This window comes from Limnohabitans radicicola (assembly GCF_014837235.1).
In the GTDB taxonomy this organism is placed as follows: domain Bacteria; phylum Pseudomonadota; class Gammaproteobacteria; order Burkholderiales; family Burkholderiaceae_C; genus Limnohabitans_A; species Limnohabitans_A radicicola.
In genome coordinates this window covers 1,520,895-1,545,080 of record NZ_JACYFT010000001.1, presented here as the reverse complement: position 1 = coordinate 1,545,080, position 24,186 = coordinate 1,520,895, and the positions used below count along the sequence as shown (strand labels likewise).

Genomic DNA, 24,186 nt, shown 5'->3' with positions numbered 1-24,186 from the left:
GCACTCTGACAAAGGATCAGCGCAGGCCGAGCACGTCGAACATGTCGAACAAGCCACGCTGTTGCTTGGCCAAGAAACGCACGGCGCGCAGGCTGCCCTGGGCATAGGTCGCACGGCTGGAGGATTTGTGGGTCACTTCAATACGTTCGCCGATCCCGGCAAACAAGACCGTGTGGTCGCCCACAATGTCGCCGCCCCGGATGGTGGAAAACCCGATGGTGGACGGGTCGCGCTCACCTGTGTGGCCGTAGCGCTCGTAGACAGCGCACTCTTTGAGGTCGCGGCCAATGGCTTCGGCGATCACTTCGCCCATCTTGAGGGCGGTGCCCGAAGGCGCATCGACTTTATGACGATGGTGGGCTTCGATGATTTCGATGTCGTAGCCGGTAGAGAGGGCCTGCGCCGCCATCTGCAACAGCTTCAACGTCACGTTCACACCCACGCTCATGTTGGGCGCCATGACGATGGCGATGTCCTTGGCGATGTCGGCGATCTCGGCCTTTTGGGCATCGGAGAAGCCGGTGGTGCCGATCACGGCCTTGACGCCCAGCTCGCGGCAAACCTTCAGGTGTGCCAGTGTGCCTTCGGGGCGGGTGAAGTCGATCAGGAAACGGGCGTTTTTGAGGCCTGCATGCAGATCCGACGACACCGCCACGCCCGAGGTCTGTCCGAGCCAAGCCGAGGCATCTTGCCCGAGCGCCGGGCTGCCGGCGATGTCGAGCGCACCAGCCAGGCGGGTGTCGTCGGCGGCCAGGATGGCCTCGATCAGCATGTGGCCCATGCGACCCGTGGCACCGGCCACGGCAATGGGCAAATCAGGAATTGCGGTCATTTGGAAAAAGGAAAAAGGTCAGAAAACCCCGCCGCCCACCAGATCAGCGGGCGGGGGCTTCGAGGGGCGGGTAACTGGCAGGCAGCGCCGGAGCGGTTTGTGGCTGAGCCACTGGGCGAGCAGGCGGGAATTTGCTCAGCTGCTCTTCGCTGGCCTGCAGGGTGGGCACCCTGGCCGGTTTGCGGCCGCTGGACAGACGCTGCACGAATTCGGCCTCGCTGGGCAGCTCATCGCCTTCGATGTCAGCCAGGGCTTCGTTTTTGAATGTGACCGTCAGGTGAAATTTCTGTTCAGGCACACCCTGGCGCTTGATGCTGAAAGCGTAGTCCCAACGGTCGGCATGGAACAGGCTGGACACCAGCGGGGTACCGAGCACATCGCGCACTTGCGAGCGCGGCATGCCGATGCGCAGCGCCTGGCGCTGCTCTTTGGACACAAAGTTGCCTTGCACCACCTCGGGCACATAAGGCTTGAAGGTGTCCTGACTCCAGGGGTTTTGGAAGCCGCCGCAGCCCACCAGGCCCGCCGTCAGGCTAACGATGGCCACACAAGCGCCAAAGAAGCGAAAAGTCCGTATAGCTGTCATGTTTGGAGGCACACCGATATGATCCGGTCATTGTAGCGGCAGGATTCAAATTCAGCGGCCCCTTTCAGGAAACCCGAAACCCATGATCCAGATCGAAGAACTCAAAAGCAACGGGCTCAAGGCCACCGTGCCGCGCATGAAAATTCTGGACGTTTTCCAGCGCGGGGGGCAGCGGCACATGACTGCGGAGGACGTGTTCCGGCAGCTGCTCAATGACAATGCCGACATTGGCCTGGCCACTGTCTACCGGGTGCTGACCCAATTCGAGCAGGCGGGCATCCTGAGCCGCAACCATTTTGAAAGCGGCAAGGCCGTCTATGAACTCAACGAAGGGCAACACCACGACCACATGGTGTGCCTGGACTGCGGGCGGGTGGAGGAGTTCTATGACCCCGAAATCGAGCAGCGGCAGCAAGCGGTGGCGCAGGCCAAAGGTTTTGTGATCGCGGACCATGCGCTGAGCCTGTACGCCCACTGCACGCAAAACCCCTGCCCGCACCGCCAGCGTTGAGCGGGCTTATTCCATCGCCCGGCGCTGGCGATCGATGAAATCCTGGTACGTGTCGATGCCGCGCATCTGCAAAATGGTGTTGCGCACGGCAGCCTCCACCAGCACGGCGATGTTGCGCCCAGCCACCACCTGGATGACCGCCTTGCGCACAGGCACTCCCAGAACCACCTGGGTCAGCGGCTCGGTGGGCAAGCGTTCGTAATCTCGCTCCAGGGTTTCGCGGCGCACCAAATGCACGATCAGCTTGAGTCGCATCTTGCGGCGCACTGCCGTCTCGCCAAAGATGGCGCGGATGTCCAGCAGACCAATGCCGCGCACTTCCAGCAGGTTTTGCAGCAAGTCGGGGCAACGCCCCTCGATGGTGGTCTGATTGATGCGGTACAGGTCAACGGCGTCGTCAGCCACCAAGCCGTTGCCGCGAGAAATCAGCTCCAGCCCCAGCTCACTCTTGCCCAAACCCGACTCGCCGGTGATCAGCACGCCCAGGCCCAGAATGTCCATGAACACTCCATGCATGGTGGTGCGGTCGGCAAAGTGCTTGGAGAGGTAAGCACGCAGCACGTCGATCACAAACGCCGATGACTCCTGGGTGGAGAACATCGGGATCTGGGCACGCTCGCACATGGACAACAGGGCATCGGGCGCTGTCTGCCCATCGGACAGCACCAGCACCGGGGGCTCCAGCGTCACGATGCGCGCAATGCGCCGTGCGCAGTCTTCCGGGGTCGAGTTGGTGAGGTAGGCCACCTCGCGGGGCCCCAGGATCTGGACCCGGTAGGGGTGGATGTAGTTCAGGTAACCGACCAAATCGGCGCCCGACGTGGCTTCACGCACAGCCACCTCGTCAAAACGGCGCTCCGAAGCCCCCAGACCCGCCACCCACTGCCATTTGAGCTGGGCTCGGTGGTCTTCAAACAGGACATCGGCACTGACCACGGTGGGCTTCATGGCGCAAAGTCCGGCGAACGGTTCAGGCGGCCTGGGCCGAACGCCACTGGGCGATCAGCTGGTGCAGCACTTGCTGTGAAGCGCTGGACTTGATGTTTTCGCGCAAAGCGCTGTCAGACAGCAGCTCGGCGATTTCTGACAGGATTTCGAGGTGCTTTTGGGTGGCCGCTTCGGGCACCAAAAGGAAAATCAGCAAATTCACCGGCAATTCGTCCGGGGCATCAAACCCAATAGGCTGCGCCAGCTGGAAAACTGCGGCCATGGGTGCTTTCAGGCCTTTGATGCGGCCATGCGGGATGGCCACGCCATGACCAAGGCCGGTGGAGCCCAGACGTTCGCGGGCAAACAGGCTGTCGGTGACCAGTGCGCGGGACAAGCCGTGCAGGTTCTCGAACAAAAGCCCGGCTTCTTCAAAAGCACGCTTCTTGCTGGTGGCCTCAACCCCGACAAGAACTTGGGCGACGGGCAGGATGGACGAGAGTCGATTCATGGTCGAGGCGGATTATGCACCTCTTGCCAGCTCCCCCATAGAAATATTTAATAAATCAATTCTTAGGTATTCATTATTGAATTTTCATGCAAACAAAAAGGGCTGCGCGTTGGCAGCCCTGGTTTCAAATGTGGGGTTTTTCACATCATGCGCTTGGGCGCGTCGTGGTGGTGGTCGGTGATGCGGGTCTTGTGTTTGACCACCTGGCGGTCGAGTTTGTCCATCAATTCGTCCACGGCGGCATACAGGTCCTCATGGGCGCTCTCGGCAAACAGGTCATTGCCTTTCACATGGATATTGCACTCGGCGCGCTGTCTTTTTTCCTTTTCCTTTTGCTTTTCCACAGTCAACAGCACTTTGACATCGACCACCTGGTCGAAATGTCGGGTGATGCGATCTAGTTTGCCGGTCACATACGTGCGCAGGGCGGGTGTAACTTCAAGGTGGTGACCGCTGATCGTCAGGTTCATAGACATAGCCTCCTGTTGCTTGGGATGAAAGCCCTTTTGGCGGGGCCCAACAGGCCTTTTCAAGGCCCGTTGGATTCACTATGCGCCTGCCGATCAGCAAAAGCAAGGCCCCTCAAGGTAACCCCCTAGAAGCCCGGAAATCCTCTTGGCAATCTGTTGGCGGGGTGCTATCTTTCGATGGTTGACTCATAAGCACCTTGCCCGGCCTGGGCATTCAGACCAAGGTCACACGGCCGTCACTTGGCGGCCTTTGAATCGCCCCTTTCGGGTGCGATAATCCATTCTTCTTTTATTGGAGATCCCACCGTGGAAAGCTACCCGAGTCGGTAGCTTTCGGACGCCTTGAGCATGCCGCCAGTCGTTCGAAAGCCGCCGCAACACCCCAACGCCGCCCTCTTTTGAACCTTTGGCATCTGGCCTTACGGAGAACGCCATGCTCAACATCTTCACCCTCGCCAACGGCCGCCTGTTCCAGGAAGAAATCGAATCCCTGGAAGAGCTGTCACGCTTTCAGCCGATCTGGGTGGACCTGGAGTCGCCCACACTGGAAGAAAAACGCTGGATCAAACAGTACTTCGGCCTGTCCATCCCGGAAGACGCGATGGACGAGGACATCGAGGAATCCGCCCGTTTCTACGAAGAAGACAATGGCGAGTTGCACATCCGCTCCGACTTTTTGATCGCCGACGAAGAAGAGCCTCGCACCGTGCGTTGCGCCTTCATCCTGAACCAGCACAACGCCGACCTGAAAAGCCAGGGCGTGCTGTTTTCCATCCACGACGAAGACGTGCCGGTCTTTCGACTCTTGCGCATGCGCGCGCGCCGCGCACCGGGCCTGATTGAAGACGCCAAGGAAGTGTTGCTCAAGCTGTTTGATGCCGACGCCGAGTATTCGGCCGACACGCTCGAGGGCATTTACGACAAACTGGAAACAGCTGGCAAAAAAGTGCTGTCGGGTGATGTGACCGACGCCATGGCCGGCGAAGTGCTGGGTGCCATTGCGCGCCAGGAAGACCTGAACGGCCGTATCCGCCGCAACGTCATGGACACGCGCCGCGCCGTGAGCTTCATGATGCGCTCGAAAATGCTGAACGCCGAGCAGTTCGAGGAAGCCCGTCAGATCCTGCGCGACATCGACTCGCTCGATTCGCACACGGCCTTCCTGTTCGACAAGATCAACTTCCTGATGGACGCCACTGTTGGTTTCATCAACATCAACCAGAACAAGATCATCAAGATCTTTTCGGTGGCCAGTGTGGCCTTGCTGCCGCCCACGCTGATCGCCAGCATCTACGGCATGAACTTCCAGTACATGCCCGAGCTGAACCAGACTTGGGGCTACCCGATGGCGATTGTGCTGATGGCCGCCAGCGCCGTGGTGCCCATGTGGTACTTCCGTCGGCGTGGCTGGTTGAAATAAGGCTGAGGCTTAAGCCCGGCTGTTGGTGGTTATCTGTCGGACTCGGGCTGCGGCGGGTTCCTCAGACGCAAGCGCAACATCGTCACCCGCCACAGCCCGAGCCCGACAGATGCGGGCGTCAAGGGGTTTTCAGCCATTGTGACAACATCGCCACGCTGTAGCGGCTGGCCACCTGGCGAATGAAACGGCTGAAATCGGCATGGGCGTCGTCGTCGGCGCGGTCAGAAATAGTGCGCAGAGCCGCAAAAGGCACGCCGTAATCGGCACAGACCTGCGCCACCGCTGCCCCCTCCATCTCGACCGCCAGCGCCTCGGGCAAAGTTTGCTGCAGGCTGCGGCATTCGGCGGTGGTGGAGACAAAACGGTCGCCGCTGGCGATCAGACCTTCATGCAGACGAGGCGACTGCAAGCCAAACTCGGCAATGGCTTCAAAACCGACATGCGGGGCCACATCGACCAACACCTCTTGAGACGCCCGCTGCAACGCATCGGACAAACCGGGATCGGTATCAAAGCGGCTGCGGCCATACAAAGGCACCTCATGCCGTGGAAACAGCGGCGAAGCGTCCATGTCGTGCTGCACCAAGCTGCGGGCCAACACCACATCGCCCACCTTCACGCCTGACCCCAGACCGCCCGCCACACCCGTGAAAACGATCTGGCCGACACCAAAGCGCTCGATGAGGGCCGTGGCCGTGGTGGCAGCCGCCACCTTGCCAATGCGCGAAAGCACCGCCACCACCGGGCGGCCATGCCAATGCCCTTGCCAGAAATCCCGCCCGGCCACCTGCACGCGTTGTTCATCGGGCAGTGCTTGCAGCACAGCAGCCAGCTCTTCGTGCATGGCACTCATGATGCCGATGGGGGTCATGTCGTGGCCCCCGCCGGGCCGCCCCAAGGAGGGCACAGCCCCCTCGGGGGGCAGTGAGTACACGAAGTGACGAACATGGGGGCCATGTTTTCCAGAAGAAAGCGGCCCGCAAGGGCCGCCTGAAACCATGCGTACAACCAGACCACGTTCACGTCGGGTTGCGCAGCTCACGTCGAAGGATTTTGCCTACTGGGGTCTTGGGCAATTCATCGCGGAACTCCACCACGCGCGGCTGCTTGTAGGCCGTCATGTTCTCACGGCAGTAGGCTTGAATCTGCTCGGCAGTCAGCGCCGGATCTTTTTTGACCACCACCAACTTGACGGCCTCACCGGTCTTTTCATCCGGCACACCGATGGCCGCGCACTCGAGCACGCCGGGGCAGGCCGAAGCCACTTCCTCCACCTCATTGGGGTAGACGTTGAAGCCACTGACCAGAATCATGTCCTTCTTGCGGTCCACGATCTTGAAAAAGCCTCGCTCGTCCATCACACCCACATCGCCCGACTTGAAATACCCATCGGCCGTCATGACCTTGGCGGTTTCGTCCGGTCGCTGCCAGTAACCGGCCATGACCTGCGGGCCCTTGATGGCGATCTCGCCGTGCTGGCCAGGCGTGGTCACTTCGTGGCCATCGTCGTCGAGCAGCTTCATCCAGGTGCCGGGAATCGGCACACCGATGGTGCCGGTGAATTCGGTGCTGGTGGTGGGGTTGCAGCTGGCCGACGGGCTGGTTTCCGACAAACCATAGCCTTCGCAGATGGGGCAACCTGTTTTTTCAAGCCACAACTTGGCCACGTTCGGCGTGACGGCCATGCCGCCGCCCACGGACACCTTGAGGTTGGACCAATTGACAGTGTTGAAATCAGGGTGATTGGCCAACCCATTGAACAGGGTGTTCACCGCCGGAAAGCTGTGGAAGGTGTGCTTGGACAATTCTTTCAGCACCGCAGGCAGGTCGCGAGGATTGGGAATCAAAATGGTCTTGCCGCCCGTGCGCATGCTCAGCATCATGTTCACCGTGAACGCGAAGATGTGGTACAGCGGCAGCGCGCAAACCGAGGTAGGCTGCTCGCCCGCAGGCACGCGTTTCATCACAGGCTCGTTCCACGCCTCGGACTGCAGCACGTTGGCCACCACATTGCGGTGCAGCAGCACCGCACCCTTGGAGACGCCCGTGGTGCCGCCGGTGTACTGCAGCACGGCGATGTCGTCGGGGGTGATTTCAGGGCGGCGCAGTGGCAAATGGCGGCCCCGGCTCAAGGCCTGGTTGAACGAGACCGCATCGGGCAGCTGGAACTCCGGCACCAGCTTCTTGACCTTGCGCACCACGTAATTGACCAGCGTGCCTTTGAGCCAACCCAGACGGTCACCCATGGTGGCCAGCACCACATGCTGCACGGGTGTTTGAGCGATGCACTTTTCGAGGGTGGCCGCGAAATTTTCGATGATGACGATGGCACGGGCTCCAGAGTCCTTGAGCTGGTGCTCCAGCTCGCGGGCGGTGTAGAGCGGATTGACATTGACCACCACATAGCCAGCGCGCAGGATGGCCGCGACAGCCACCGGGTATTGGGGCACATTGGGCATCATCACGGCGACGCGGTCGCCCTTGCTCAAGCCCAATGACTGCAGGTAAGCCGCCAACGCCTGGCTTTCTTCGTCAGTGCGGCGGTAGGTGATGTCCTTGCCCATGAAGCTGTAGGCCGTGCGGTCAGCGTAACGGGCAAAACTCTCTTCCATCAAACCCACCAGGGAACTGTACTGGCCGGGATCAATGTCTGCAGGAACGCCTGCAGGATAGCTGTTGAGCCAAACGCGATCGGGGGTCATTGCATGGTTTTCCATGCGGATCAGTCTACCGCATAACTGACTGATAACTGACGCAAAAAAATGCAGGATTTCCCGAGGTTGACGGCATCGCCTGTCACCTGTTTGTGCCGCAGGGCATGGCCTCACAGAACGGCGCCCTGTTCACGCAAGCCCCAAGAAAAACGCCCCGGACTCGCGTCCAGTGCGCATGGCCAACGGGCGATGGATGCTGTAGCGGTCAGGCTTTGAGTGCCACCAGCACTTCATCCAGCATCTTCTTGGCGTCTCCGAACAACATGCGGTTGTTGTCCTTGTAGAACAGCGGGTTGTCCACACCTGCGTAACCGCTGGCCATGGAGCGTTTCATCACAATGCTGGTGCGGGCTTTCCAGACTTCGAGCACCGGCATGCCCGCAATCGGGCTGCTCGGGTCGTCTTGCGCGGCAGGGTTCACGATGTCGTTGGCACCGATCACCATGGCCACATCGGTGTCCGGGAAATCGTCGTTGATCTCGTCCATCTCCAGCACGATGTCATAGGGCACCTTGGCTTCGGCCAGCAGCACGTTCATGTGGCCCGGCATGCGCCCGGCCACCGGGTGGATGCCAAAGCGCACCGTCACGCCCCGCTCGCGCAGGGTTTTGGTGATCTCGTTGACCGTGTGCTGCGCCTGGGCCACGGCCATGCCATAACCCGGCACGATGATCACGCTCTTGGCCTCACGCAGCAGCTCGGCGGTCTCGGCCGCACTCACAGGCACCACCTCGCCTTGGGGCTCGGCGGCAGCACCGTCTGCCTTGGGCGCGGCAGGTGCCCCACCCCCAAAACCGCCCGCAATCACGCTGATGAAGTTGCGGTTCATCGCATTGCACATGATGTAGGACAAGATGGCCCCCGACGAGCCCACCAAGGCACCGGTCACGATCAGCAGGTCGTTGCTGAGCATGAAACCGGTGGCCGCAGCGGCCCAGCCGGAATAGCTGTTGAGCATGGACACCACCACCGGCATGTCGGCGCCGCCAATGGCCATGACCATGTGGATGCCGAACAGCAGCGCGATCACGGTCATCACGATCAGTGGTGTCATGCCGGTTTGCACATCGTGTGCGTTCACAAACTCACGGCCAAACCAGACCACGACCAAAAGGCCGAGCAGATTCAGCCAATGGCGTGCGGGCAGCAAGAGTGGCTTGCCGCCGATCTTGCCGTTGAGCTTGCCAAAGGCAACGAGCGAGCCGGAGAAAGTGACCGCACCGATCAAAATGCCGACGTAAATCTCCACTTCGTGGATGACTTTTTCGGCCCCCGTGAACTGGATCGAGGTGTCTACATAACTGGCAAAACCCACAAGACATGCCGCCAGGCCCACCAGGCTGTGCATCAACGCCACCAGTTCGGGCATTTGGGTCATCTTGACGGTTTTGGCGGCGTACAGGCCTGCACTGCCACCAATGGCCAGCGCACCGATGATCCACGGGATGCCCGCAGTCGCCACACGCGGGCCAACGATGGTGGCGATCACCGCCAGCGCCATGCCGACAACCCCGTAGAGGTTGCCGCGGCGCGAAGTTTCCGGGTTGGACAAACCACCCAGACTGAGGATGAAGAGGATGGCTGCGCCGATGTAGGCGACCGTGGCCAGGCTAGGGGAGATGAGACTTTGGGGCATGTTCGTCATTCCTTGTTTTTATGGTCTCAGTTCACTTGCGGAACATGTCCAGCATGCGGCGGGTGACTGCAAAGCCACCAAACATGTTGACGGCCGTCAGCACAATGCCGGCAAAAGCCAGCCACTGAATCAGCTGATCAGGTCGCCCATTCGCGCCCGCCTCGGGCGGCAGGATCTGCACCAGGGCACCAATGACAATGATGCTGGAGATCGCATTGGTCACACTCATCAGCGGCGTGTGCAGCGCAGGCGTCACGTTCCACACCACCATGTAGCCGATGAAGCAGGCCAGCACGAACACGGTGAAGTGGCCCAGGAAGGCCGCAGGGGCATACGCACCAATGGCCCAGAAGGCCAAAGCCCCCGCGCCAAAGACACCCAACAGGGTTTTGAGCGGCATGGGACCGCTGCTGCCGTGGCCATGACCGCTTTTCTTCTCGACCGCAGCCACGGGCTTGGCTGCAGGTTTGGGCGCAGCGGCGGGCAAGGCCGGGGCGGGCCAGGTGATTTCACCGTCCTTGATGACCGTCAGGCCCCGGATGGCATCGTCTTGCATGTTGACGTTGATGATGCCGTCCTTGGTCTTGCACAGCTCTTCCGTCAAACGGAACAGGTTGGTGCCATACAGGGTGGACGACTGGCGCGCCATGCGTGAAGCCAGATCGGTGTAGCCGACGATGGTCACGCCATGCTTGACCACGGCCTTGCCGGGCTCGGTCAGTTCGCAGTTGCCGCCTTGTTCGGCGGCCATGTCCACGATCACGCTGCCGGGCTTCATGCTTTGCACCATCTCGGCGGTGATCAGCCGGGGCGCGGGTTTGCCGGGAATGAGCGCGGTGGTGATGATGATGTCGCACTCCTTGGCCTGCTGCGCGTACATCTCGCGCTGCGCGGCCTGGAAGCCTTCGCTCATGACCTTGGCATAACCGCCGCCGCCCGAGCCTTCTTCCTCATAGTCCACTTTGACAAATTCACCGCCCAGCGACACCACCTGATCGGCCACTTCGGCGCGCGTGTCGTTGGCACGCACGATGGCACCCAGGCTGGCAGCAGCACCAATTGCGGCGAGCCCCGCCACGCCAGCACCAGCAATGAACACCTTGGCCGGAGGCACCTTGCCTGCGGCCGTGATCTGTCCGTTGAAGAAACGGCCAAAAGCATTGGCCGCTTCCACCACAGCGCGGTAACCGCTCACGCCCGCCATCGAGGTCAGCGCATCCATCTTCTGGGCGCGGCTCAATGTGCGGGGCAGCGCGTCAATCGACAGTGCGGTGACCTTCTTGGCCGCCAGCTGTTGCATCAAATCGGGATTTTGGGCAGGCCACAAAAAGCCAATCAAGGTCTGGCCTTCGTGCATCAACGCCACTTCGTCGGCGGTGGGGGCACGCACTTTGAAAACAATATCGCTGGCGCTCCACAGCTCGGCCGCGCTCGGTGCGATGGTCGCTCCAGCTTCGACATAAGCGTCATCGGACAGATCGGCCAGCTCGCCAGCGCCCCGTTCCACCACCACGGCAAAACCAAGTTTGACCAGCTTGGACACCACATCGGGCACCGTGGCCACCCTTTTTTCGCCGGGGAATATTTCTCGCGGCACGCCAATGCGCTGCGGCGCGGATGCGGATTCGCCTGTCTGCATGAATGTCTCCTCGCTGTGTCCACTGAACGGAATGTTTCAGCTTAACCGATGTCAGCGTCATCCCAGACAGGGCAAGCCCTGCCTGCACCGGAACGATCTACGGGTTAACCATGAGCCCAGCCCGGCATTCCACACCCCACCCATCAGGTCACGCACCCATCACAAATGGGCAGCGCCAATGCCGATAATCTCCCCATGGACACACGCTGGAAACCCAATGTCACCGTGGCCGCCATCATCGAGCGCGATGGCCGCTACCTGCTGGTCGAAGAACACACCCAGGAGGGCCTGCGCCTGAACAACCCTGCCGGGCACCTGGACCCCTTTGAGTCGCCCGCCGACGGCTGCGCACGCGAAGCACTTGAGGAAACCGCCCACCCCTTCACCCCCACCGCCCTGGTCGGGGTGTACCTGTCGCGCTTCCAGAGGCCCGCCACGGGCGAAGACATCACCTACTTGCGGCTGGCCTTCTGTGGCGATCTGGGCGACTTCCAGCCCGAACGGTCCCTGGACGACGGCATCGTGCGCACCGTCTGGATGACGCCTGAAGAGGTGCGCGCCAGTGCCGACCGCCACCGCAGCCCGCTGGTGCTGCGCTGCATCGAAGACCACCTGGCCGGACAACGCTACCCGCTGGGCCTGATCTACACCGATGCCGCCGTGGCGACGCTGCCGCCTTTGCCCACCCCGCGGTCAGCATGATCGCCGACACCTCGGCCACCTGGGCACTCACGGGCGCAGCGGCGCTCGGCGCAGGTGTGCTCAACGCCATCGCGGGCGGGGGCAGCTTCCTCACCTTCCCGGCACTCGTGTTCGCGGGCGTGCCACCGCTGGCGGCCAACGCCACCAGTGCCATGGCCGTCAGCCCCGGTTACCTGGGCAGCACCTTGGGCTTCAAGGCCCAGCTGCGCGAGCTGCCGCCGGCCCTGCTGCGGCGCGAAATGCTGACGGCCGCGCTGGGTGGGCTCGTGGGCGCAGCCCTCTTGCTGATGACGCCTGCACGGGTGTTCTCGGGCATCGTGCCCTGGTTGCTGCTCTTGGCCACTGGGCTGTTTGCGCTGGGGCCACGCATTTCGGCCCTGGGACATGGCCAGGGTCACCCTGGCATGCGGCAGCCCGGGCTGCTGCTGGTGGCAATTTACGGCGGCTATTTCAATGGTGGCCTGGGCATTTTGCTGATGGCCCTCTACACGCTGGCGGGTGAATCGCGCCTGTCCACGGTCAACGCCTTGAAAAACCTCAACTCGCTGGTGCTGTCACTGCTGTCGGTGATCGCTTTTGCCGCAGCAGGCGCGATCGTCTGGCCGCAAGCGCTCTGGATGATGGCCTGGGCCACCCTGGGCGGCTGGCTGGGCGCGCGACTGGCGCAGCGCCTGCCTGTGCTGTGGGTGCGGCGCCTGGTCATCGCCGCGGGACTGGCGATGAGTGCGGTGTTCTTCAGCCGTTTGTGAAACTCAGCGGACGTCGGGCCACAGGCGCTCGACCTGCCAGCCCATGTCCTGCGCGAAGCGCTGCGCCAGACGCTGGTAGCCTGGCACCGTGAAGTGGATCAGGTCACGGGCCATCAGGGGCGGGTTTTGCCCCACCCAGCGGTAAGCCCCACCGGCACCGCCCATGGCGTCGAGCATGCTCCAGAACCGACACCCTTGTTCGGCGGCCACCTGACTTTGCAATCGGGCGATCTCCAGATGCACCCGCGTGAAGCGCAGCAGATCGGTGCCAGTTTTGGCCGCAGCAGCCGCTTGGCCCTTGCTGGGCTTCGCAGCCTTGCGCGGTTTGATTTGTTGGCCTTTGGCGCTGCGCCCCGCAGGCTTGGCTTTCTGTGATCGCCGCACCAAAATGCCACGGTCCCCCGGCCCGATCAGCACACAGGCGGCCTGCGGAAACTGGGCCCGCCAGGCCGTGACCGATGCGCGCAGGGTCTGGGCATAGGCTTGCGCGTCAAAAGGCTGAACATTGCCCTCGTTGGTGCCGAACTCCAGCATCACGAGGTCGTAGCCCACATCGCGCCACCAAGATGCCAATGCATCCGGTCGCGCACGCTGCCAGGCAGCCACCGTGGCACCGGGGTAACCGAACACATCCAGCTGCAATCGGGTGGATTCGGGCACAGGCCACTGCATCCCTTGCCAGCGCAAGGCCCCCGCCAACAGGCGCAGGCGCACCACCGACATCGGGGCATCGGCAACCAGCTCCAGCGCGGCCGGACCGGGCGCACCTTGCAACGCCAGCACTTGCTCCGGACCGTCGTCCACCGCGATGGCAATCTGCACCGGATCGCTTGTTTGCTGGTAGAGCAGACGCAGCTGCGGCTTGTCTGCCTGGCCACTGACGTTGCGCACATCCCAGGCCAGGCTGGCGCCCTCGCGGCTGCTGCTCAGGCTCACCAGTGCCGGGCCGGGGGCTGCAGCAGCGCCCGCATCGGCATAAGCGGGCTCGTGCTTCCAGTTCGGGCCGATGCAGCCTTTGCGCAGCCAGGGCATGCGCACACCGGGTCGGTTCATGTGGGCGCCGATGAACTGCGTGGCCACCTGGTCGGCAGACCAGGGCAGCAACCGAACCAGTTCCGAGGTGAAAAATCCGGCGGCCAAATGGCTGTCGCCCCAGATCGCCACACGCAGAGGCTGACCGGGTCTCGCCTGCGGCCAGGCACCACGGGCTGCGCCCGCAGGCTCAGCCTCACGCTCTGGTTGGAGAACGCTCAATTGCGCCTCCACTTCCTGGGCGTCCGGTGGCTCCTGAGGGTCGGGATCAACCGGCGCAGGTGCCACAGGCCTGGCCGGGGCCGGGCTGCACTGCAAGTCAGGCACGCCGGCACGGGCCTGCACCGCCAGCCGCGTCACCGACAGGCCAGGCGCAGCCTGCGCCAGCGCATCTGCGCCCATGAGGGCCAGGCAAAAACCACCCCACACCAACAGAGGCATCTTCATGGCCGGATCTCCCCTTCAAGGTGCTGCAGCAAGGCCTGCTTGATCCTGTGCAAGCCTGCGGGCGTGAAATGGATGCCGTCCCCGGCCCGCAGGTTCACGGGTTGCCCGGCATCGTCGGGCATGAACTTCTGGAAAGGCTCGGACAACGCGCCAATCAAGGGCTCGGTCGCCAGGTAGTCCGTACCCCAGGCCTTGGCCCGGTGGTAGAAAATCTGGTTTTGCACCACCGCACCCTGCTGCACACGGCCTTCGCGCATGGCGGGCAGGCCGAGCCAGATCACCTTCACGTCGCGCGCTTTGGCGGCCGACAGGATCTCGTCCACGCGCAAGGCGTACTGCTGCGCCCATTCGGGCGAAGGAAAGACATGGCGGCGCCCATCCACCACCAGGTCCCAGGGATCGTTGGGCCCCAGAAAGATCACCACCAGACTGAGCTTTTTGGCATCCATTTCTTCGATGATGCGGGTGGGCCAATCAAAATAGCGTCGCACGGTCAAACCGGTGCTCTGGCGGCTCAGATCGAGCATGAACCAGTCGGGGTAACGCCTGCTCAACTCGCGCGAGACCAGCGGGGCCACGCCCTGCATCATCGAGTCGCCTGCAAACAGGATCCGTTGTGGGCCCGGGTTAAGCCGCTGCTGGCGCAAGGTGGGCCAGCCTGACCCGACCGCCGCCTGCAAAGGCACGATCCCTGGCGGGGCTGGTGGGCGCCATGGCGTGCCCGTAACCGCCCCCTTTCGCTGCGGCGCTGCCACCACAGGCGAATCAGGCTGCCCAGCTTCTTCCTCGTCACGCTCAACAGCGGTCCACGCGCGCAAGCGCTGCGATGCGCTCAGGATCGGTGTCGCCCATCCGGCAGGCAGGACCGACTCGAGTTCGGCCTCCAGACTCCAGTGGTAACGCGCCGTCAAATAGCGGTCGAACGAGGTCAACCACAACCAGGACAGCAACGCTCCACCGAGCCAAAGGCCCACGGTCAAACGCCAGGAAATGCTGGGGGCAGTCATATCAGAAACGGTAATAAATGAAGCCCGGCACGCCCTCAGGGCCCAGCGCGATCACCACAAACATCCAGACCACCATGGTGGCCATGGTCACCCACAGACCCACACGGTCCAGCGTGGCCACGACCCACTGCTCCACAAGCTCGGCCCAGAAGCTCAGGCCCCAGAAAACGGTGCACAGCAAGCCCAAGGGCCACCAGGGCACCGCCGCCAATCCCTCTTGAGGCATGTCGTCCAGGAGGCGCGACAACACCAGCAAAGCTTGATCGAGCGACTCCGCACGGAAGAACACCCAGGCCAAGGTCACAAACAGGAAAGTGCAGGGTATCGCCAGCCAGCGAGGCCAGGCATCGAGCCCCAAGGCCTTGCCCAGGTTGTAGGCCACCACAGCCAGGCCATGAAGCAAACCCCAGACCACGAACGTCCAGCTCGCGCCGTGCCACAACCCGCTGATGAGCATGCCCAGCACCACATTGACCTGGGTGCGCGCCCAGCCGTCGCGGTTGCCGCCCAGCGGGATGTAGATGTAGTCGCGGATAAAGCTCGACAGAGACACATGCCAACGGGTCCAGAAGTCCTGCACATTGAGCGCCAGGTAGGGCTGGCGAAAGTTGACTGGCAAGGTGTAGCCCAGCAGCAGGGCCAGACCGGACACAATGAGGGTGTAGCCGCCGAAATCCAGAAAAATTTGCAGGCTGTAACCCAACATGGCCGCCGCCACCGACCCGCCGGCAAACTGCTCGGGCCACTTGAAGACCGGGTCCACCACTTTCTCGGCCAGCCACGAAGCCAGCACCATTTTCTGAAACAACCCCAGACCGATCCAGTACAGCGCGCGGCTGACCTGGCGCGGCTGACCGGGCTGATCCGAGTCTTCCTGGGCAAAAAAAGATTCAGCCCGCAGGATCGGGCCTGCAAACAAGGTGGGCCAGAAGCTCAGGAACAGCATCACATCGCTCCATGAGCGGGCTTTGTGCGGCGCTCGTCCCACCCAGACCAGATAAGTGACCGCCTGGAAAGTGAAAAACGACACCCCCACCGGGGCCACCACATCCACGGCAGGCAGGACCGAGGCCATGCCCAGCTTCATCAGCAAGGTTTGACAGGTGGCACGCACGAACTCGTAGTACTTGAGCAGCACCAAAAAGGAGCCACACAGCCACAGCCCCAGCACCATGGGCCAGCGCACCACACGTCGCTGGCGGAACTCGAACTGCATCATCGCGCCCAGCCACCACACCACGGTGCTGTAGACCGCCAGCAGCAAGGCGAACTCGGGCACCCAGGATGCGTAAAGCGCGTAACCTGAAACGATCAGCAGCGATTTTTGCTGGCTCGTTTGCCCTGCCAGTGCCCAATACAAAGGAAAGAACAGCACACACAACAGGCCAAACTCTGGCGAAACGAAACTCATGCCGCTCCCATCACTGCACCGGCACCTTCACGCCAGCAGCCACCTGGTCCAGGCGGGCCTGTTCGGCCAGCACTTTGGCCACATACCCACCATCGTCAGAGACGGCATCGCCCCCCAGGTAAAAGCGCAAGCCTTCTTCAATTGACCCTCCCTTGAGCTTGATGCCGTCAACCAGCACCGCCACACCTACGCGCATGTTGGTGCGAGGGTCAAAGGCGGCCATGTTGCCGCCATAGGCTTCATAGCGTTTGGCGTGGATGCCGGTCATCACCTGCATCAGGCCCTGGGCACCAGCATGGCTCTGAATATAGGGGTGAAAACTCGACTCGACCGCCATGACGGCCAGAATCAAGTTGGCTGGCAATTTCGAAGACCGGGAAAGGGCATGCGCCTCCAGCACCAGCGCCGCCACCGGCTCGGGCGCCACACGGTATTTGCGCGCCAGCCATTCCGCCACCGCCGCCTGCTTGGGCGGCAACTCACCCAAATCGATCGCTGTGGCCCGGTCCAGCCGGTTCTCCGGCAGCCAGGACACCAGCACCTGCTGCTCTCGCAGCCAGCCCAAAACCCAGTTCTCCGTGGCCTTCAGCCATTGGGGCTGCAGCCACAAAGCCAGCACACAGGCGGCCGCAGTCACGCCGACCATGGCCAGACTGCTGTGGGTGACCAAAAACAGCCCGCGCGCAGCGTCGCTCAGGATCATCCTGAGGATTTGGCGCATGGATTGAGGCGTAGACATATCGGTTGATGGGAGCGTCTCGATTTTCGCACTTTCCAACTGGCGGGATAATCGCGTCATGTCTTCCAAACCCCGTGTGGTCGTCGGCCTGTCCGGCGGCGTCGATTCCGCTGTCACCGCTCACCTGCTCAAGCAACAGGGCCATGAGGTGATTGGCATCTTCATGAAGAATTGGGAAGATGACGACGACAGCGAATACTGCTCGTCCAACATCGATTTTGTCGATGCAGCCGCCGTGGCGGACGTCATCGGCATCGAGATCGAACACGTCAACTTCGCCGCCGACTACAAGGACCGCGTGTTTTCGGAGTTCGTGCGCGAGTACCAAGCCGGGCGCACCCCCAACCCCGACATCCTGTGCAATGCCGAGATCAAGTTCAAGTCCTTTCTGGACCACGCCATGCGCCTGGGTGCCGAGAAAATTGCCACCGGACATTACGCCCGTGTGCGCCTGAACGAAACGACCGGCCGCCACGAGCTGCTCAAGGGCCTGGACCCGTCCAAGGACCAGAGCTACTTTTTGCACCGCCTGAACCAGGCTCAACTGGCCAAAACACTGTTCCCCGTGGGTGAGCTGCACAAAACCGAGGTGCGCCGCATCGCCGAAGAAATCGGTCTGCCCAACGCCAAAAAGAAAGACTCCACCGGCATCTGCTTCATTGGCGAGCGGCCTTTCCGCGAGTTCCTCAACCGCTACATCAGCAAGGAGCCCGGCCCGATCAAGGACCCCACAGGCCGCACCATCGGCCAGCATGTGGGCTTGAGTTTTTACACGCTCGGGCAACGCCAGGGCCTGGGCATTGGCGGGGTCAAGGCCAAGGGGGCAGAGATGGAAGCACTCCGCGCCCGCGGATTGCGAGGCGCGGGTGAGCACACCCCCTGGTTCGTGGCGCGCAAGGACATCGAGAACAACACCTTGTGGGTGGTGCAGGGGCATGACCATCCCTGGTTGCTGTCCGAAAGCCTGCAGGCCGATGACGCCAGCTGGTGCGCGGGCGTGCCACCCACACCCGGCCACTACGCGGCCAAGACCCGCTACCGCCAGGCCGACGCCCTCTGCCAGCTGCTGGCAGGCGCTGACGGCAGCACTGCGCCCGGTTTCGGCCTGCAGTTTCCAGAAGCGCAATGGGCCGTCACACCGGGCCAGAGCGCTGTGCTGTACGACGGCGAGGTGTGCCTGGGCGGCGGTGTGATCTCGTCCGCCTCCGCACTGCCCTGAGCGCAGGAGCCGCGCTTGAAAATCGACTTCGACGGACTGCAAGCCTTTGTCTGCGTGGCAGAGCTGGGCAGCTTCGTCAAAGCCGCGCAGCAGCTGCACCTGACGCAAACAGCGCTCACGCGGCGCATCCAAAAGCTCGAAGGCCTGTTGGACACACGGCTGCTGGACCGCACCACCCGCAAGGTGGAACTCACAGCCACAGGGCGCGAGTTTTTGCCGCAGGCCCGGCACCTGGTGCTGGACGCCACCCGCACGCTGACCCGTGTGCGCGACAAGGCGCAAACCGGCGGTGGTCACTTCACCCTGGCCTGTGTGCCTTCGCTCACCACCCACGTCCTGCCTGAACTCATCCGCGCTTATGCCCAGCAATGCCCCGGCAACACGCTGCGCCTGCTCGACGCGTCTTCGCACGATGTGCGTGCCGCCGTGCTGGACGGGCAGGCCGAGCTGGGCATCGCCATCAATGGCGAGCCGCACCCCGAACTGGAAGAGGTTGCGCTTTTTGAAGACCCGCTGACCCTGCTTTGCCCCACGCCCCATGCCCTGCAGGACAGGCGAACGGTGAGCTGGACCGATCTGCAAGGCATCGAACTGATCGTGGTCAGCAGCTTCATGGCCACGCGCATGTTCCTCGACTACCAGCTGGCCCAGCGCGGCATCCGCCTGCATGGCCACTACGAAGTGCAGCACCACGCCACCGCCATCAACCTGGTGGCCGCGGGCGTGGGTTGCGCTGTGCTGCCTTCCTCCACATTTGAAAACGGCGACCGGCCGAACGTGGTCAAGATCCCCCTGATCGGCCCAGTGGTCAAGCGGCGGGTGACCCTGCTGCGCCGCAAGCAGACCAGCCTGTCGGCCGCAGCCGAAGGCTTTTTCCAGCTGAGCTTGCGGCACTTTGGCAAGCGACATCGCCAAGATTAATGCATCAATCGCAATAAAACGTCCAAATATTTCATTTCACAAAATTTGAAGTTTCACCGACACTGCGCGGTCAATTGACAAACAAGGATGTGAGATGGGCACGGACGTGCTGGTGATTGGCGGCGGCAATGCCGCCTTGTGTGCGGCCCTGATGGCCGCCGAAGCAGGTGCCAGCGTGACGCTGCTTGAAGCCGCCCCACGCGAATGGCGCGGTGGCAATTCGGGCCACACCCGCAACCTGCGCTGCATGCACGACGCACCGCAAGATGTGCTGGTGGACGCCTACCCCGAAGAAGAGTTCTGGCAAGACCTGCTCAAGGTCACGGGCGGCATCACCAACGAAAAACTGGCCCGCCTGACCATCCGCGCCTCCAGCACCTGCCGCGACTGGATGCGAAAACATGGCGTGCATTTCCAGCCGCCGCTGTCGGGCGCGCTGCATGTGGCGCGCACCAACGCCTTCTTCATGGGCGGGGGCAAGGCCCTGGTCAACGCCTACTACCGCAGCGCCGAAAAACTCGGCGTGCAAATCCGTTACAACGCGCCTGTGGAGCGGCTGGAAATCGAGAACGGCCGCTTTGTGGCCGCCTGGGTCGGCAACGAGCGCATCACCGCCAAAACCTGTGTGCTGGCCGCCGGGGGCTTCGAGTCCAACCGCGAGTGGCTGCGCCAAGCCTGGGGCCAGAACGAGCGCGGCGAGTGGCCTGCTGACAACTTTTTGATCCGCGGCACCCGTTTCAACCAGGGCGTGCTACTCAAGCACATGCTGGCCCAGGGCGCTGACCCGATCGGCGACGCCACGCAAGCCCACATGGTGGCGATCGACGCCCGGGCACCGCTCTATGACGGCGGTATCTGCACCCGCATCGACTGCGTCTCGCTGGGCGTGGTGGTCAACACCGAGGCCCGGCGTTTTTACGACGAAGGCGAAGACTTCTGGCCCAAACGCTACGCGATCTGGGGTCGCCTGGTGGCCCAGCAACCCGGCCAAACGGCTTACTCGATCATCGACAGCAAAGCGATTGGCCGTTTCATGCCCCCCGTGTTCGAGGGTGTGCAGGCACAGACCCTGCCGGAGCTGGCCCAGAAAATCGGCCTGGATGTGGACACCTTCATGCAAACCCTGAACGACTACAACGCGGCTTGCCGCCCGGGCACTTTTGACCACACGACCCTGGACGACTGCCACACCGAGGGTGTGAGCCCGGCCAAGACCCATTGGGCGCGGACCATCGACACCGCACCGTTTTATGCTTATGCCGTGCGCCCCGGCGTGACCTTCACCTACCTGGGTCTGGAAACCGACGAAACCGCCGCCGTGCGTTTTGGCGGCGTGCCCAGCGACAACCTGTTTGTGGCGGGCGAGATGATGGCGGGCAATGTGCTCGGCAAAGGCTACACCGCAGGCGTGGGCATGTCGATCGGCACCGCCTTTGGCCGGATCGCGGGCACACAAGCCGCTCGGGCCGCCCTGTCCGGGGGTGCGCAATGACCTCACTGCAACAACTCACACAAGAGGCCAAAGCCCTCGCCAACGGGCAGTGGGCGCCGACTGAAGCCGAGAGCGAAACTGCACGCCAGCTGCAGATCTGCAACGCCTGCCGCTACTGCGAAGGCTTCTGTGCAGTCTTCCCGGCCATGACGCGCCGGCTGTCGTTTGCGCAGGCCGACATCCACTTCATGGCCAACCTGTGCCACAACTGCGGCGCCTGCCTGCACGCCTGCCAGTACGCACCACCCCACGACTTTGCGGTGAACATCCCCAAAGTCATGGCGCAGGTGCGAGGCCAAACCTACGCGCAGTACGCCTGGCCAGCCCCCTTGGGCCAGCTGTACCAGCGCAACGGGCTCACGCTCAGCCTGGCGTTGGCTGTGGGCCTGGCGCTGTTCCTGTGGCTCGCGCAGCAGGGGCAGGCGAGCTCAACGGGCAACTTCTACAGCATCTTCCCGCACAACCTGCTGGTGAGTATGTTTGCCCCGGTGTTCCTGTTCGCGGTCCTGGCGCTGGCCTTGGGCGTGCGCCGCTTCTGGCAAGACATCACCCCGGCCACCAGTGGGACAGCGCTCACCGCGCCAGCAGCAGCCGAAGCCACGCACGACGTGCTGCGACTGAAGTACCTCGACGGCGGTCACGGCGAAGGCTGCAACAACGCCGACGATGAATTCACGCTGGCACGTCGACGCGCGCACCACTTGACCTTCTACGGCTTCATGCTGTGCTTTGCAGCCACCAGCGTGGCCACGCTCTACCACTACGCACTGAACCTGCCTGCACCCTATGACCTGCCCAGCCTGCCCAAGCTGCTGGGCGTGGTGGGCGGCATCAGCTTGACCATGGGCACAGCGGGTCTGTTCAAGCTCAAGCTGCAGCGCCACCCCGAGCAAGGCGATGCCGCGCAAAAACCGATGGACCTGGGCTTCATCGCGCTGCTCTTTTTGATCAGCGTCAGTGGCCTGGGCCTGTGGCTGGCGCGCAGCCATGCATCCATGCCCACCTGGTTGGCCGTGCACCTGGGCGCCGTGATGGCCTTGTTTGCCACCTTGCCCTACAACAAATTTGCCCACGGCATTTTCCGCACAGCGTCCTTGCTGCGCCACGCCGTCGAAAAACGCCAGCCCAACCCCATCGGCTTGGGCAGTGACTGAACTTTGAGGAGAACCCCATGACAAAACGCAACACACTCCAGGCCATGGCCTGCATGGCGCTGGCCTGCATCGGCCTGAACGCTTCGGCGCAAACCTTTCCACCCAAAAAGACCATCACCATGGTGGTCGGCTTTGCAGCAGGCGGCGCAGCCGACACGGGTGCGCGCATCATTGCCAAGAAGCTGGGGGAGAACATCGGCGCATCGGTCGTGATCGACAACAAACCAGGGGCTGGCGGCAACATCGCTCACCAGTTTGCAGCCCAAGGCCCTGCTGACGGCAGCGTGATTTTGTTCGGCTCGGTCGGCCCGCTCACCATTGCGCCGCACATGATGAAGCTGCCCTACGACCCCGTCAAAGACCTCTCACCCATCACCATGGGCGTGAACTTCCCGAATGTGCTGGTGGTGGGGGCACACACCGGCATCAAAACCTTCAACGAGTTTGTGGCTTATGCCAGAAAGAACCCGGGCAAGATCGACTTCGCCTCTACCGGCGCGGGTTCTGCATCGCACCTGGCGGGGGAACTGCTCAACGACATGGCCAACATCGACACCGTGCATGTGCCCTACAAGGGCGGCGCACCGGCCATGCAGGACCTGATTGGCGGTCGCGTCGCAGCTTATTACTCGACCCTTTCCACCTCGCTGCCACACATCGAAAGCGGCAAGCTGATCCCACTGGCGAGCACCGGCTCCATGCGCCTGCCGGCACTGCCCAAGATCCCGACGATTGCCGAATCCGGTTTTCCTGGCTTTTCTGCCACCAACTGGTATGCGTTTGTGGCTTCCTCCAAAGTGCCTCAGCCCATCCTGGACCGCTGGAACACCGAGCTGGTCAAGGTACTCAAAAGCCCGGATGTGGTCGAGCAACTCAACAGCCACGGCCTGACACCCCAGCCCGGCACACGTGAGGAATTTGCCAAATACATGGCCAAGGAATCGGCGACCTGGGGACGCGTGATCCGCGAGCGCAAGATCACGGCCGACTGAAGTTGCACCCACCAGGCCAGCGCTGCCGACGGCAGCCCAGCTGGCCTGCGCCCAATTCAGGCTATCAGGGTGGCGTCAGGCGCACGCCGCTGGATGTCTTCCGAGAGGTATTCGTGAAAAATGGCTGCGGCAGGACGCATGGCAGCGCCCTGCCTTGTGAGCAACCCAAGATGGCGTGAAATCACTGGATTTTTCAAAGGGATACCCACCATGGTGGCATGCCCCAAAGGCAGTGCCATTCTTGGCACCACTGCCAATCCCAAGCCCGCCTCCACCATCCCAAGCAGCGTGCCGATGTGACTGACTTCGAATGCATAGTCAGCTTGCAGACCTGCCTGAATCAGCACCTCATCGATCAGCTGCCGATTGCCACTGGTGCGCGCCACCGCGATCAGTTTTTCACCTTGTATTTCGGCCCAGGAAATGTGCTTTCGCTTGGCCATGCGATGCTGTCGTTGCATGGCCACAACAAATGAATCTGCGTGGATAGGATCAAACTTGATGCCCGGCACAGGGCTGTTGATGAATCCAATTCCAAAGTCCGCTTCCCCTGACAGCACACTTTGCAAAGTTTCTCCCATACCGCCATCGATCACACGGATGCGGATGGCGGGGAAACGGCCTGTGAAGCTGCTGATGACATTGGGCAAAAAGTAAAGTGCTGCCGATGGCACACAAGCCACGGCCACGCGGCCGCTGCGGGTGGCGGCGATGTCCGAGATGCCCAGCATCGCGGCTTCCAAATCATCCATCGCGCAACGCGCACGCTCCAGAAAAACCCGCCCAAGACTCGTCAGTTCAACGTCACGCGTCGTTCGATTGAACAGCCGGATACCGATCAAGGATTCCAGCTTCTCAATGCGCCTGCTGATGGCGGGGGCAGAAAGATGGATGAATTCTGCCGCAGCGCGAAAGCTGCCTTTATCGGCCACTGCAATGAAGGCCTGAAGCTGTTGCAGATCGAAATTGATGTTCGCCATGCATCAATCATATAAAAAATTGCAATTCATTAAATTCTGATTTTCATGGACGATCAACTTGTCGTTTGAAACCCTGTTTCTGACAGGTCTATGCA

At 62.2% G+C, this 24,186-nt stretch carries 23 protein-coding genes; 9 read left to right on the top strand and 14 right to left on the bottom strand.

What is annotated here, in order from left to right; translation table 11 throughout:
* Positions 1–16: 16 nt before the first annotated feature.
* The gene (gene dapB, locus IC609_RS07625) at positions 17–832 is read right to left on the bottom strand and encodes a 4-hydroxy-tetrahydrodipicolinate reductase (RefSeq protein WP_191818799.1); all 816 of its coding nucleotides are present in this window, start codon (positions 830–832) and stop codon (positions 17–19) included.
* Positions 833–875: 43 nt separating this feature from the next.
* Positions 876–1,418, bottom strand: coding sequence for an outer membrane protein assembly factor BamE (locus IC609_RS07620; protein ID WP_191818798.1), 543 nt, complete (start codon positions 1,416–1,418; stop codon positions 876–878).
* An 82-nt stretch (positions 1,419–1,500) separates the two neighbouring features.
* Here IC609_RS07620 and fur point away from each other — a divergent pair, with 82 nt between their 5' ends.
* Positions 1,501–1,929 carry a ferric iron uptake transcriptional regulator gene (fur, locus tag IC609_RS07615; protein WP_191818797.1) on the top strand — a complete coding sequence of 143 codons (429 nt, stop codon included), beginning with the start codon at positions 1,501–1,503 and terminating at the stop codon, positions 1,927–1,929.
* A gap of 6 nt (positions 1,930–1,935) precedes the next feature.
* Here fur and hprK read toward each other — a convergent pair whose 3' ends face one another.
* From hprK to hpf, 3 genes are all read right to left on the bottom strand, one after another.
* The gene (gene hprK, locus IC609_RS07610) at positions 1,936–2,877 is read right to left on the bottom strand and encodes an HPr(Ser) kinase/phosphatase (protein ID WP_191818796.1); all 942 of its coding nucleotides are present in this window, start codon (positions 2,875–2,877) and stop codon (positions 1,936–1,938) included.
* Between the two features lie 22 nt (positions 2,878–2,899).
* The gene (locus IC609_RS07605; RefSeq protein ID WP_191818795.1) at positions 2,900–3,367 is read right to left on the bottom strand and encodes a PTS sugar transporter subunit IIA; all 468 of its coding nucleotides are present in this window, start codon (positions 3,365–3,367) and stop codon (positions 2,900–2,902) included.
* Positions 3,368–3,507: 140 nt separating this feature from the next.
* On the bottom strand, positions 3,508–3,837 hold the full coding sequence (gene hpf / locus IC609_RS07600) for a ribosome hibernation-promoting factor, HPF/YfiA family (RefSeq protein ID WP_191818794.1): 330 nt from the start codon (positions 3,835–3,837) through the stop codon (positions 3,508–3,510).
* Positions 3,838–4,270: 433 nt separating this feature from the next.
* Between hpf and corA the strand changes: the two genes are divergently transcribed.
* Positions 4,271–5,257, top strand: coding sequence for a magnesium/cobalt transporter CorA (gene corA / locus IC609_RS07595; protein ID WP_191818793.1), 987 nt, complete (start codon positions 4,271–4,273; stop codon positions 5,255–5,257).
* Positions 5,258–5,375: 118 nt separating this feature from the next.
* Here corA and IC609_RS07590 read toward each other — a convergent pair whose 3' ends face one another.
* From IC609_RS07590 to IC609_RS07575, 4 genes are all read right to left on the bottom strand, one after another.
* Positions 5,376–6,128 carry a 5'-methylthioadenosine/adenosylhomocysteine nucleosidase gene (locus IC609_RS07590; RefSeq protein ID WP_191818792.1) on the bottom strand — a complete coding sequence of 251 codons (753 nt, stop codon included), beginning with the start codon at positions 6,126–6,128 and terminating at the stop codon, positions 5,376–5,378.
* Positions 6,129–6,276: 148 nt separating this feature from the next.
* On the bottom strand, positions 6,277–7,959 hold the full coding sequence (locus tag IC609_RS07585; RefSeq protein WP_191818953.1) for a long-chain-fatty-acid--CoA ligase: 1,683 nt from the start codon (positions 7,957–7,959) through the stop codon (positions 6,277–6,279).
* Between the two features lie 217 nt (positions 7,960–8,176).
* A complete protein-coding gene (gene pntB / locus IC609_RS07580; RefSeq protein WP_191818952.1) occupies positions 8,177–9,592 on the bottom strand; it encodes a Re/Si-specific NAD(P)(+) transhydrogenase subunit beta in 1,416 nt (471 codons plus the stop codon).
* 46 nt (positions 9,593–9,638) lie between these two features.
* On the bottom strand, positions 9,639–11,246 hold the full coding sequence (locus IC609_RS07575) for a Re/Si-specific NAD(P)(+) transhydrogenase subunit alpha (protein ID WP_191818791.1): 1,608 nt from the start codon (positions 11,244–11,246) through the stop codon (positions 9,639–9,641).
* 195 nt (positions 11,247–11,441) lie between these two features.
* Here IC609_RS07575 and IC609_RS07570 point away from each other — a divergent pair, with 195 nt between their 5' ends.
* Together IC609_RS07570 and IC609_RS07565 are read left to right on the top strand one after the other, a co-directional pair.
* A complete protein-coding gene (locus IC609_RS07570; protein WP_191818790.1) occupies positions 11,442–11,948 on the top strand; it encodes an NUDIX hydrolase in 507 nt (168 codons plus the stop codon).
* Entirely contained in the window at positions 11,945–12,697 is a 753-nt protein-coding gene (locus IC609_RS07565; RefSeq protein ID WP_191818789.1) for a sulfite exporter TauE/SafE family protein, read from the top strand. The genes IC609_RS07570 and IC609_RS07565 overlap by 4 nt, the downstream gene beginning before the upstream one ends.
* Positions 12,698–12,700: 3 nt before the next feature.
* Here IC609_RS07565 and IC609_RS07560 read toward each other — a convergent pair whose 3' ends face one another.
* Genes IC609_RS07560 through IC609_RS07545 form a run of 4 tightly spaced genes read right to left on the bottom strand, consistent with a single transcriptional unit; the run spans position 12,701 to position 17,315 of the window.
* Positions 12,701–14,176 (bottom strand): GDSL-type esterase/lipase family protein, encoded by a 1,476-nt coding sequence (locus IC609_RS07560; protein ID WP_191818788.1) that lies wholly within the window; start codon positions 14,174–14,176, stop codon positions 12,701–12,703.
* A complete protein-coding gene (locus tag IC609_RS07555; RefSeq protein ID WP_191818787.1) occupies positions 14,173–15,183 on the bottom strand; it encodes an SGNH/GDSL hydrolase family protein in 1,011 nt (336 codons plus the stop codon). The genes IC609_RS07560 and IC609_RS07555 overlap by 4 nt, the downstream gene beginning before the upstream one ends.
* 1 nt (position 15,184) lies before the next feature.
* On the bottom strand, positions 15,185–16,594 hold the full coding sequence (locus IC609_RS07550) for an MBOAT family O-acyltransferase (RefSeq protein WP_191818786.1): 1,410 nt from the start codon (positions 16,592–16,594) through the stop codon (positions 15,185–15,187).
* Between the two features lie 10 nt (positions 16,595–16,604).
* Positions 16,605–17,315 (bottom strand): lytic transglycosylase domain-containing protein, encoded by a 711-nt coding sequence (locus IC609_RS07545; protein ID WP_225224019.1) that lies wholly within the window; start codon positions 17,313–17,315, stop codon positions 16,605–16,607.
* Between the two features lie 76 nt (positions 17,316–17,391).
* On the opposite strand from IC609_RS07545, the gene mnmA reads away from it, so the two are divergent.
* The 5 genes from mnmA (at position 17,392) to IC609_RS07520 (ending at position 23,111) form a co-directional block, all read left to right on the top strand.
* Complete coding sequence (gene mnmA, locus IC609_RS07540) at positions 17,392–18,552, top strand: tRNA 2-thiouridine(34) synthase MnmA (protein WP_191818784.1); 1,161 nt, start codon at positions 17,392–17,394, stop codon at positions 18,550–18,552.
* Between the two features lie 15 nt (positions 18,553–18,567).
* A complete protein-coding gene (locus tag IC609_RS07535) occupies positions 18,568–19,473 on the top strand; it encodes a LysR family transcriptional regulator (RefSeq protein ID WP_191818783.1) in 906 nt (301 codons plus the stop codon).
* 94 nt (positions 19,474–19,567) lie between these two features.
* Entirely contained in the window at positions 19,568–20,965 is a 1,398-nt protein-coding gene (gene tcuA / locus IC609_RS07530) for an FAD-dependent tricarballylate dehydrogenase TcuA (RefSeq protein WP_191818782.1), read from the top strand.
* Positions 20,962–22,119: a tricarballylate utilization 4Fe-4S protein TcuB gene (tcuB, locus tag IC609_RS07525; protein ID WP_191818781.1), complete on the top strand. Its 1,158-nt coding sequence runs from the start codon at positions 20,962–20,964 to the stop codon at positions 22,117–22,119. The genes tcuA and tcuB overlap by 4 nt, the downstream gene beginning before the upstream one ends.
* A 17-nt stretch (positions 22,120–22,136) precedes the next feature.
* Positions 22,137–23,111: a Bug family tripartite tricarboxylate transporter substrate binding protein gene (locus IC609_RS07520; RefSeq protein ID WP_191818780.1), complete on the top strand. Its 975-nt coding sequence runs from the start codon at positions 22,137–22,139 to the stop codon at positions 23,109–23,111.
* Positions 23,112–23,167: 56 nt separating this feature from the next.
* On the opposite strand, the gene IC609_RS07515 is transcribed toward IC609_RS07520, so the two are convergent.
* Positions 23,168–24,091 carry a LysR family transcriptional regulator gene (locus IC609_RS07515; protein ID WP_191818779.1) on the bottom strand — a complete coding sequence of 308 codons (924 nt, stop codon included), beginning with the start codon at positions 24,089–24,091 and terminating at the stop codon, positions 23,168–23,170.
* Between the last annotated feature and the right edge of the window lie 95 nt (positions 24,092–24,186).

Bases quoted from the DNA above. Each gene is read 5' to 3' on its own strand.
- dapB (WP_191818799.1), bottom strand. From the start codon at position 832: ATGACCGCAATTCCTGATTTGCCCATTGCCGTGGCCGGTGCCACGGGT.
- IC609_RS07620 (WP_191818798.1), bottom strand. From the start codon at position 1,418: ATGACAGCTATACGGACTTTTCGCTTCTTTGGCGCTTGTGTGGCCATC.
- fur (WP_191818797.1), top strand. From the start codon at position 1,501: ATGATCCAGATCGAAGAACTCAAAAGCAACGGGCTCAAGGCCACCGTG.
- hprK (WP_191818796.1), bottom strand. From the start codon at position 2,877: ATGAAGCCCACCGTGGTCAGTGCCGATGTCCTGTTTGAAGACCACCGA.
- IC609_RS07605 (WP_191818795.1), bottom strand. From the start codon at position 3,367: ATGAATCGACTCTCGTCCATCCTGCCCGTCGCCCAAGTTCTTGTCGGG.
- hpf (WP_191818794.1), bottom strand. From the start codon at position 3,837: ATGAACCTGACGATCAGCGGTCACCACCTTGAAGTTACACCCGCCCTG.
- corA (WP_191818793.1), top strand. From the start codon at position 4,271: ATGCTCAACATCTTCACCCTCGCCAACGGCCGCCTGTTCCAGGAAGAA.
- IC609_RS07590 (WP_191818792.1), bottom strand. From the start codon at position 6,128: ATGACCCCCATCGGCATCATGAGTGCCATGCACGAAGAGCTGGCTGCT.
- IC609_RS07585 (WP_191818953.1), bottom strand. From the start codon at position 7,959: ATGACCCCCGATCGCGTTTGGCTCAACAGCTATCCTGCAGGCGTTCCT.
- IC609_RS07575 (WP_191818791.1), bottom strand. From the start codon at position 11,246: ATGCAGACAGGCGAATCCGCATCCGCGCCGCAGCGCATTGGCGTGCCG.
- IC609_RS07570 (WP_191818790.1), top strand. From the start codon at position 11,442: ATGGACACACGCTGGAAACCCAATGTCACCGTGGCCGCCATCATCGAG.
- IC609_RS07565 (WP_191818789.1), top strand. From the start codon at position 11,945: ATGATCGCCGACACCTCGGCCACCTGGGCACTCACGGGCGCAGCGGCG.
- IC609_RS07560 (WP_191818788.1), bottom strand. From the start codon at position 14,176: ATGAAGATGCCTCTGTTGGTGTGGGGTGGTTTTTGCCTGGCCCTCATG.
- IC609_RS07555 (WP_191818787.1), bottom strand. From the start codon at position 15,183: ATGACTGCCCCCAGCATTTCCTGGCGTTTGACCGTGGGCCTTTGGCTC.
- IC609_RS07550 (WP_191818786.1), bottom strand. From the start codon at position 16,594: ATGAGTTTCGTTTCGCCAGAGTTTGGCCTGTTGTGTGTGCTGTTCTTT.
- IC609_RS07545 (WP_225224019.1), bottom strand. From the start codon at position 17,315: ATGCGCCAAATCCTCAGGATGATCCTGAGCGACGCTGCGCGCGGGCTG.
- mnmA (WP_191818784.1), top strand. From the start codon at position 17,392: ATGTCTTCCAAACCCCGTGTGGTCGTCGGCCTGTCCGGCGGCGTCGAT.
- tcuA (WP_191818782.1), top strand. From the start codon at position 19,568: ATGGGCACGGACGTGCTGGTGATTGGCGGCGGCAATGCCGCCTTGTGT.
- tcuB (WP_191818781.1), top strand. From the start codon at position 20,962: ATGACCTCACTGCAACAACTCACACAAGAGGCCAAAGCCCTCGCCAAC.
- IC609_RS07520 (WP_191818780.1), top strand. From the start codon at position 22,137: ATGACAAAACGCAACACACTCCAGGCCATGGCCTGCATGGCGCTGGCC.
- IC609_RS07515 (WP_191818779.1), bottom strand. From the start codon at position 24,091: ATGGCGAACATCAATTTCGATCTGCAACAGCTTCAGGCCTTCATTGCA.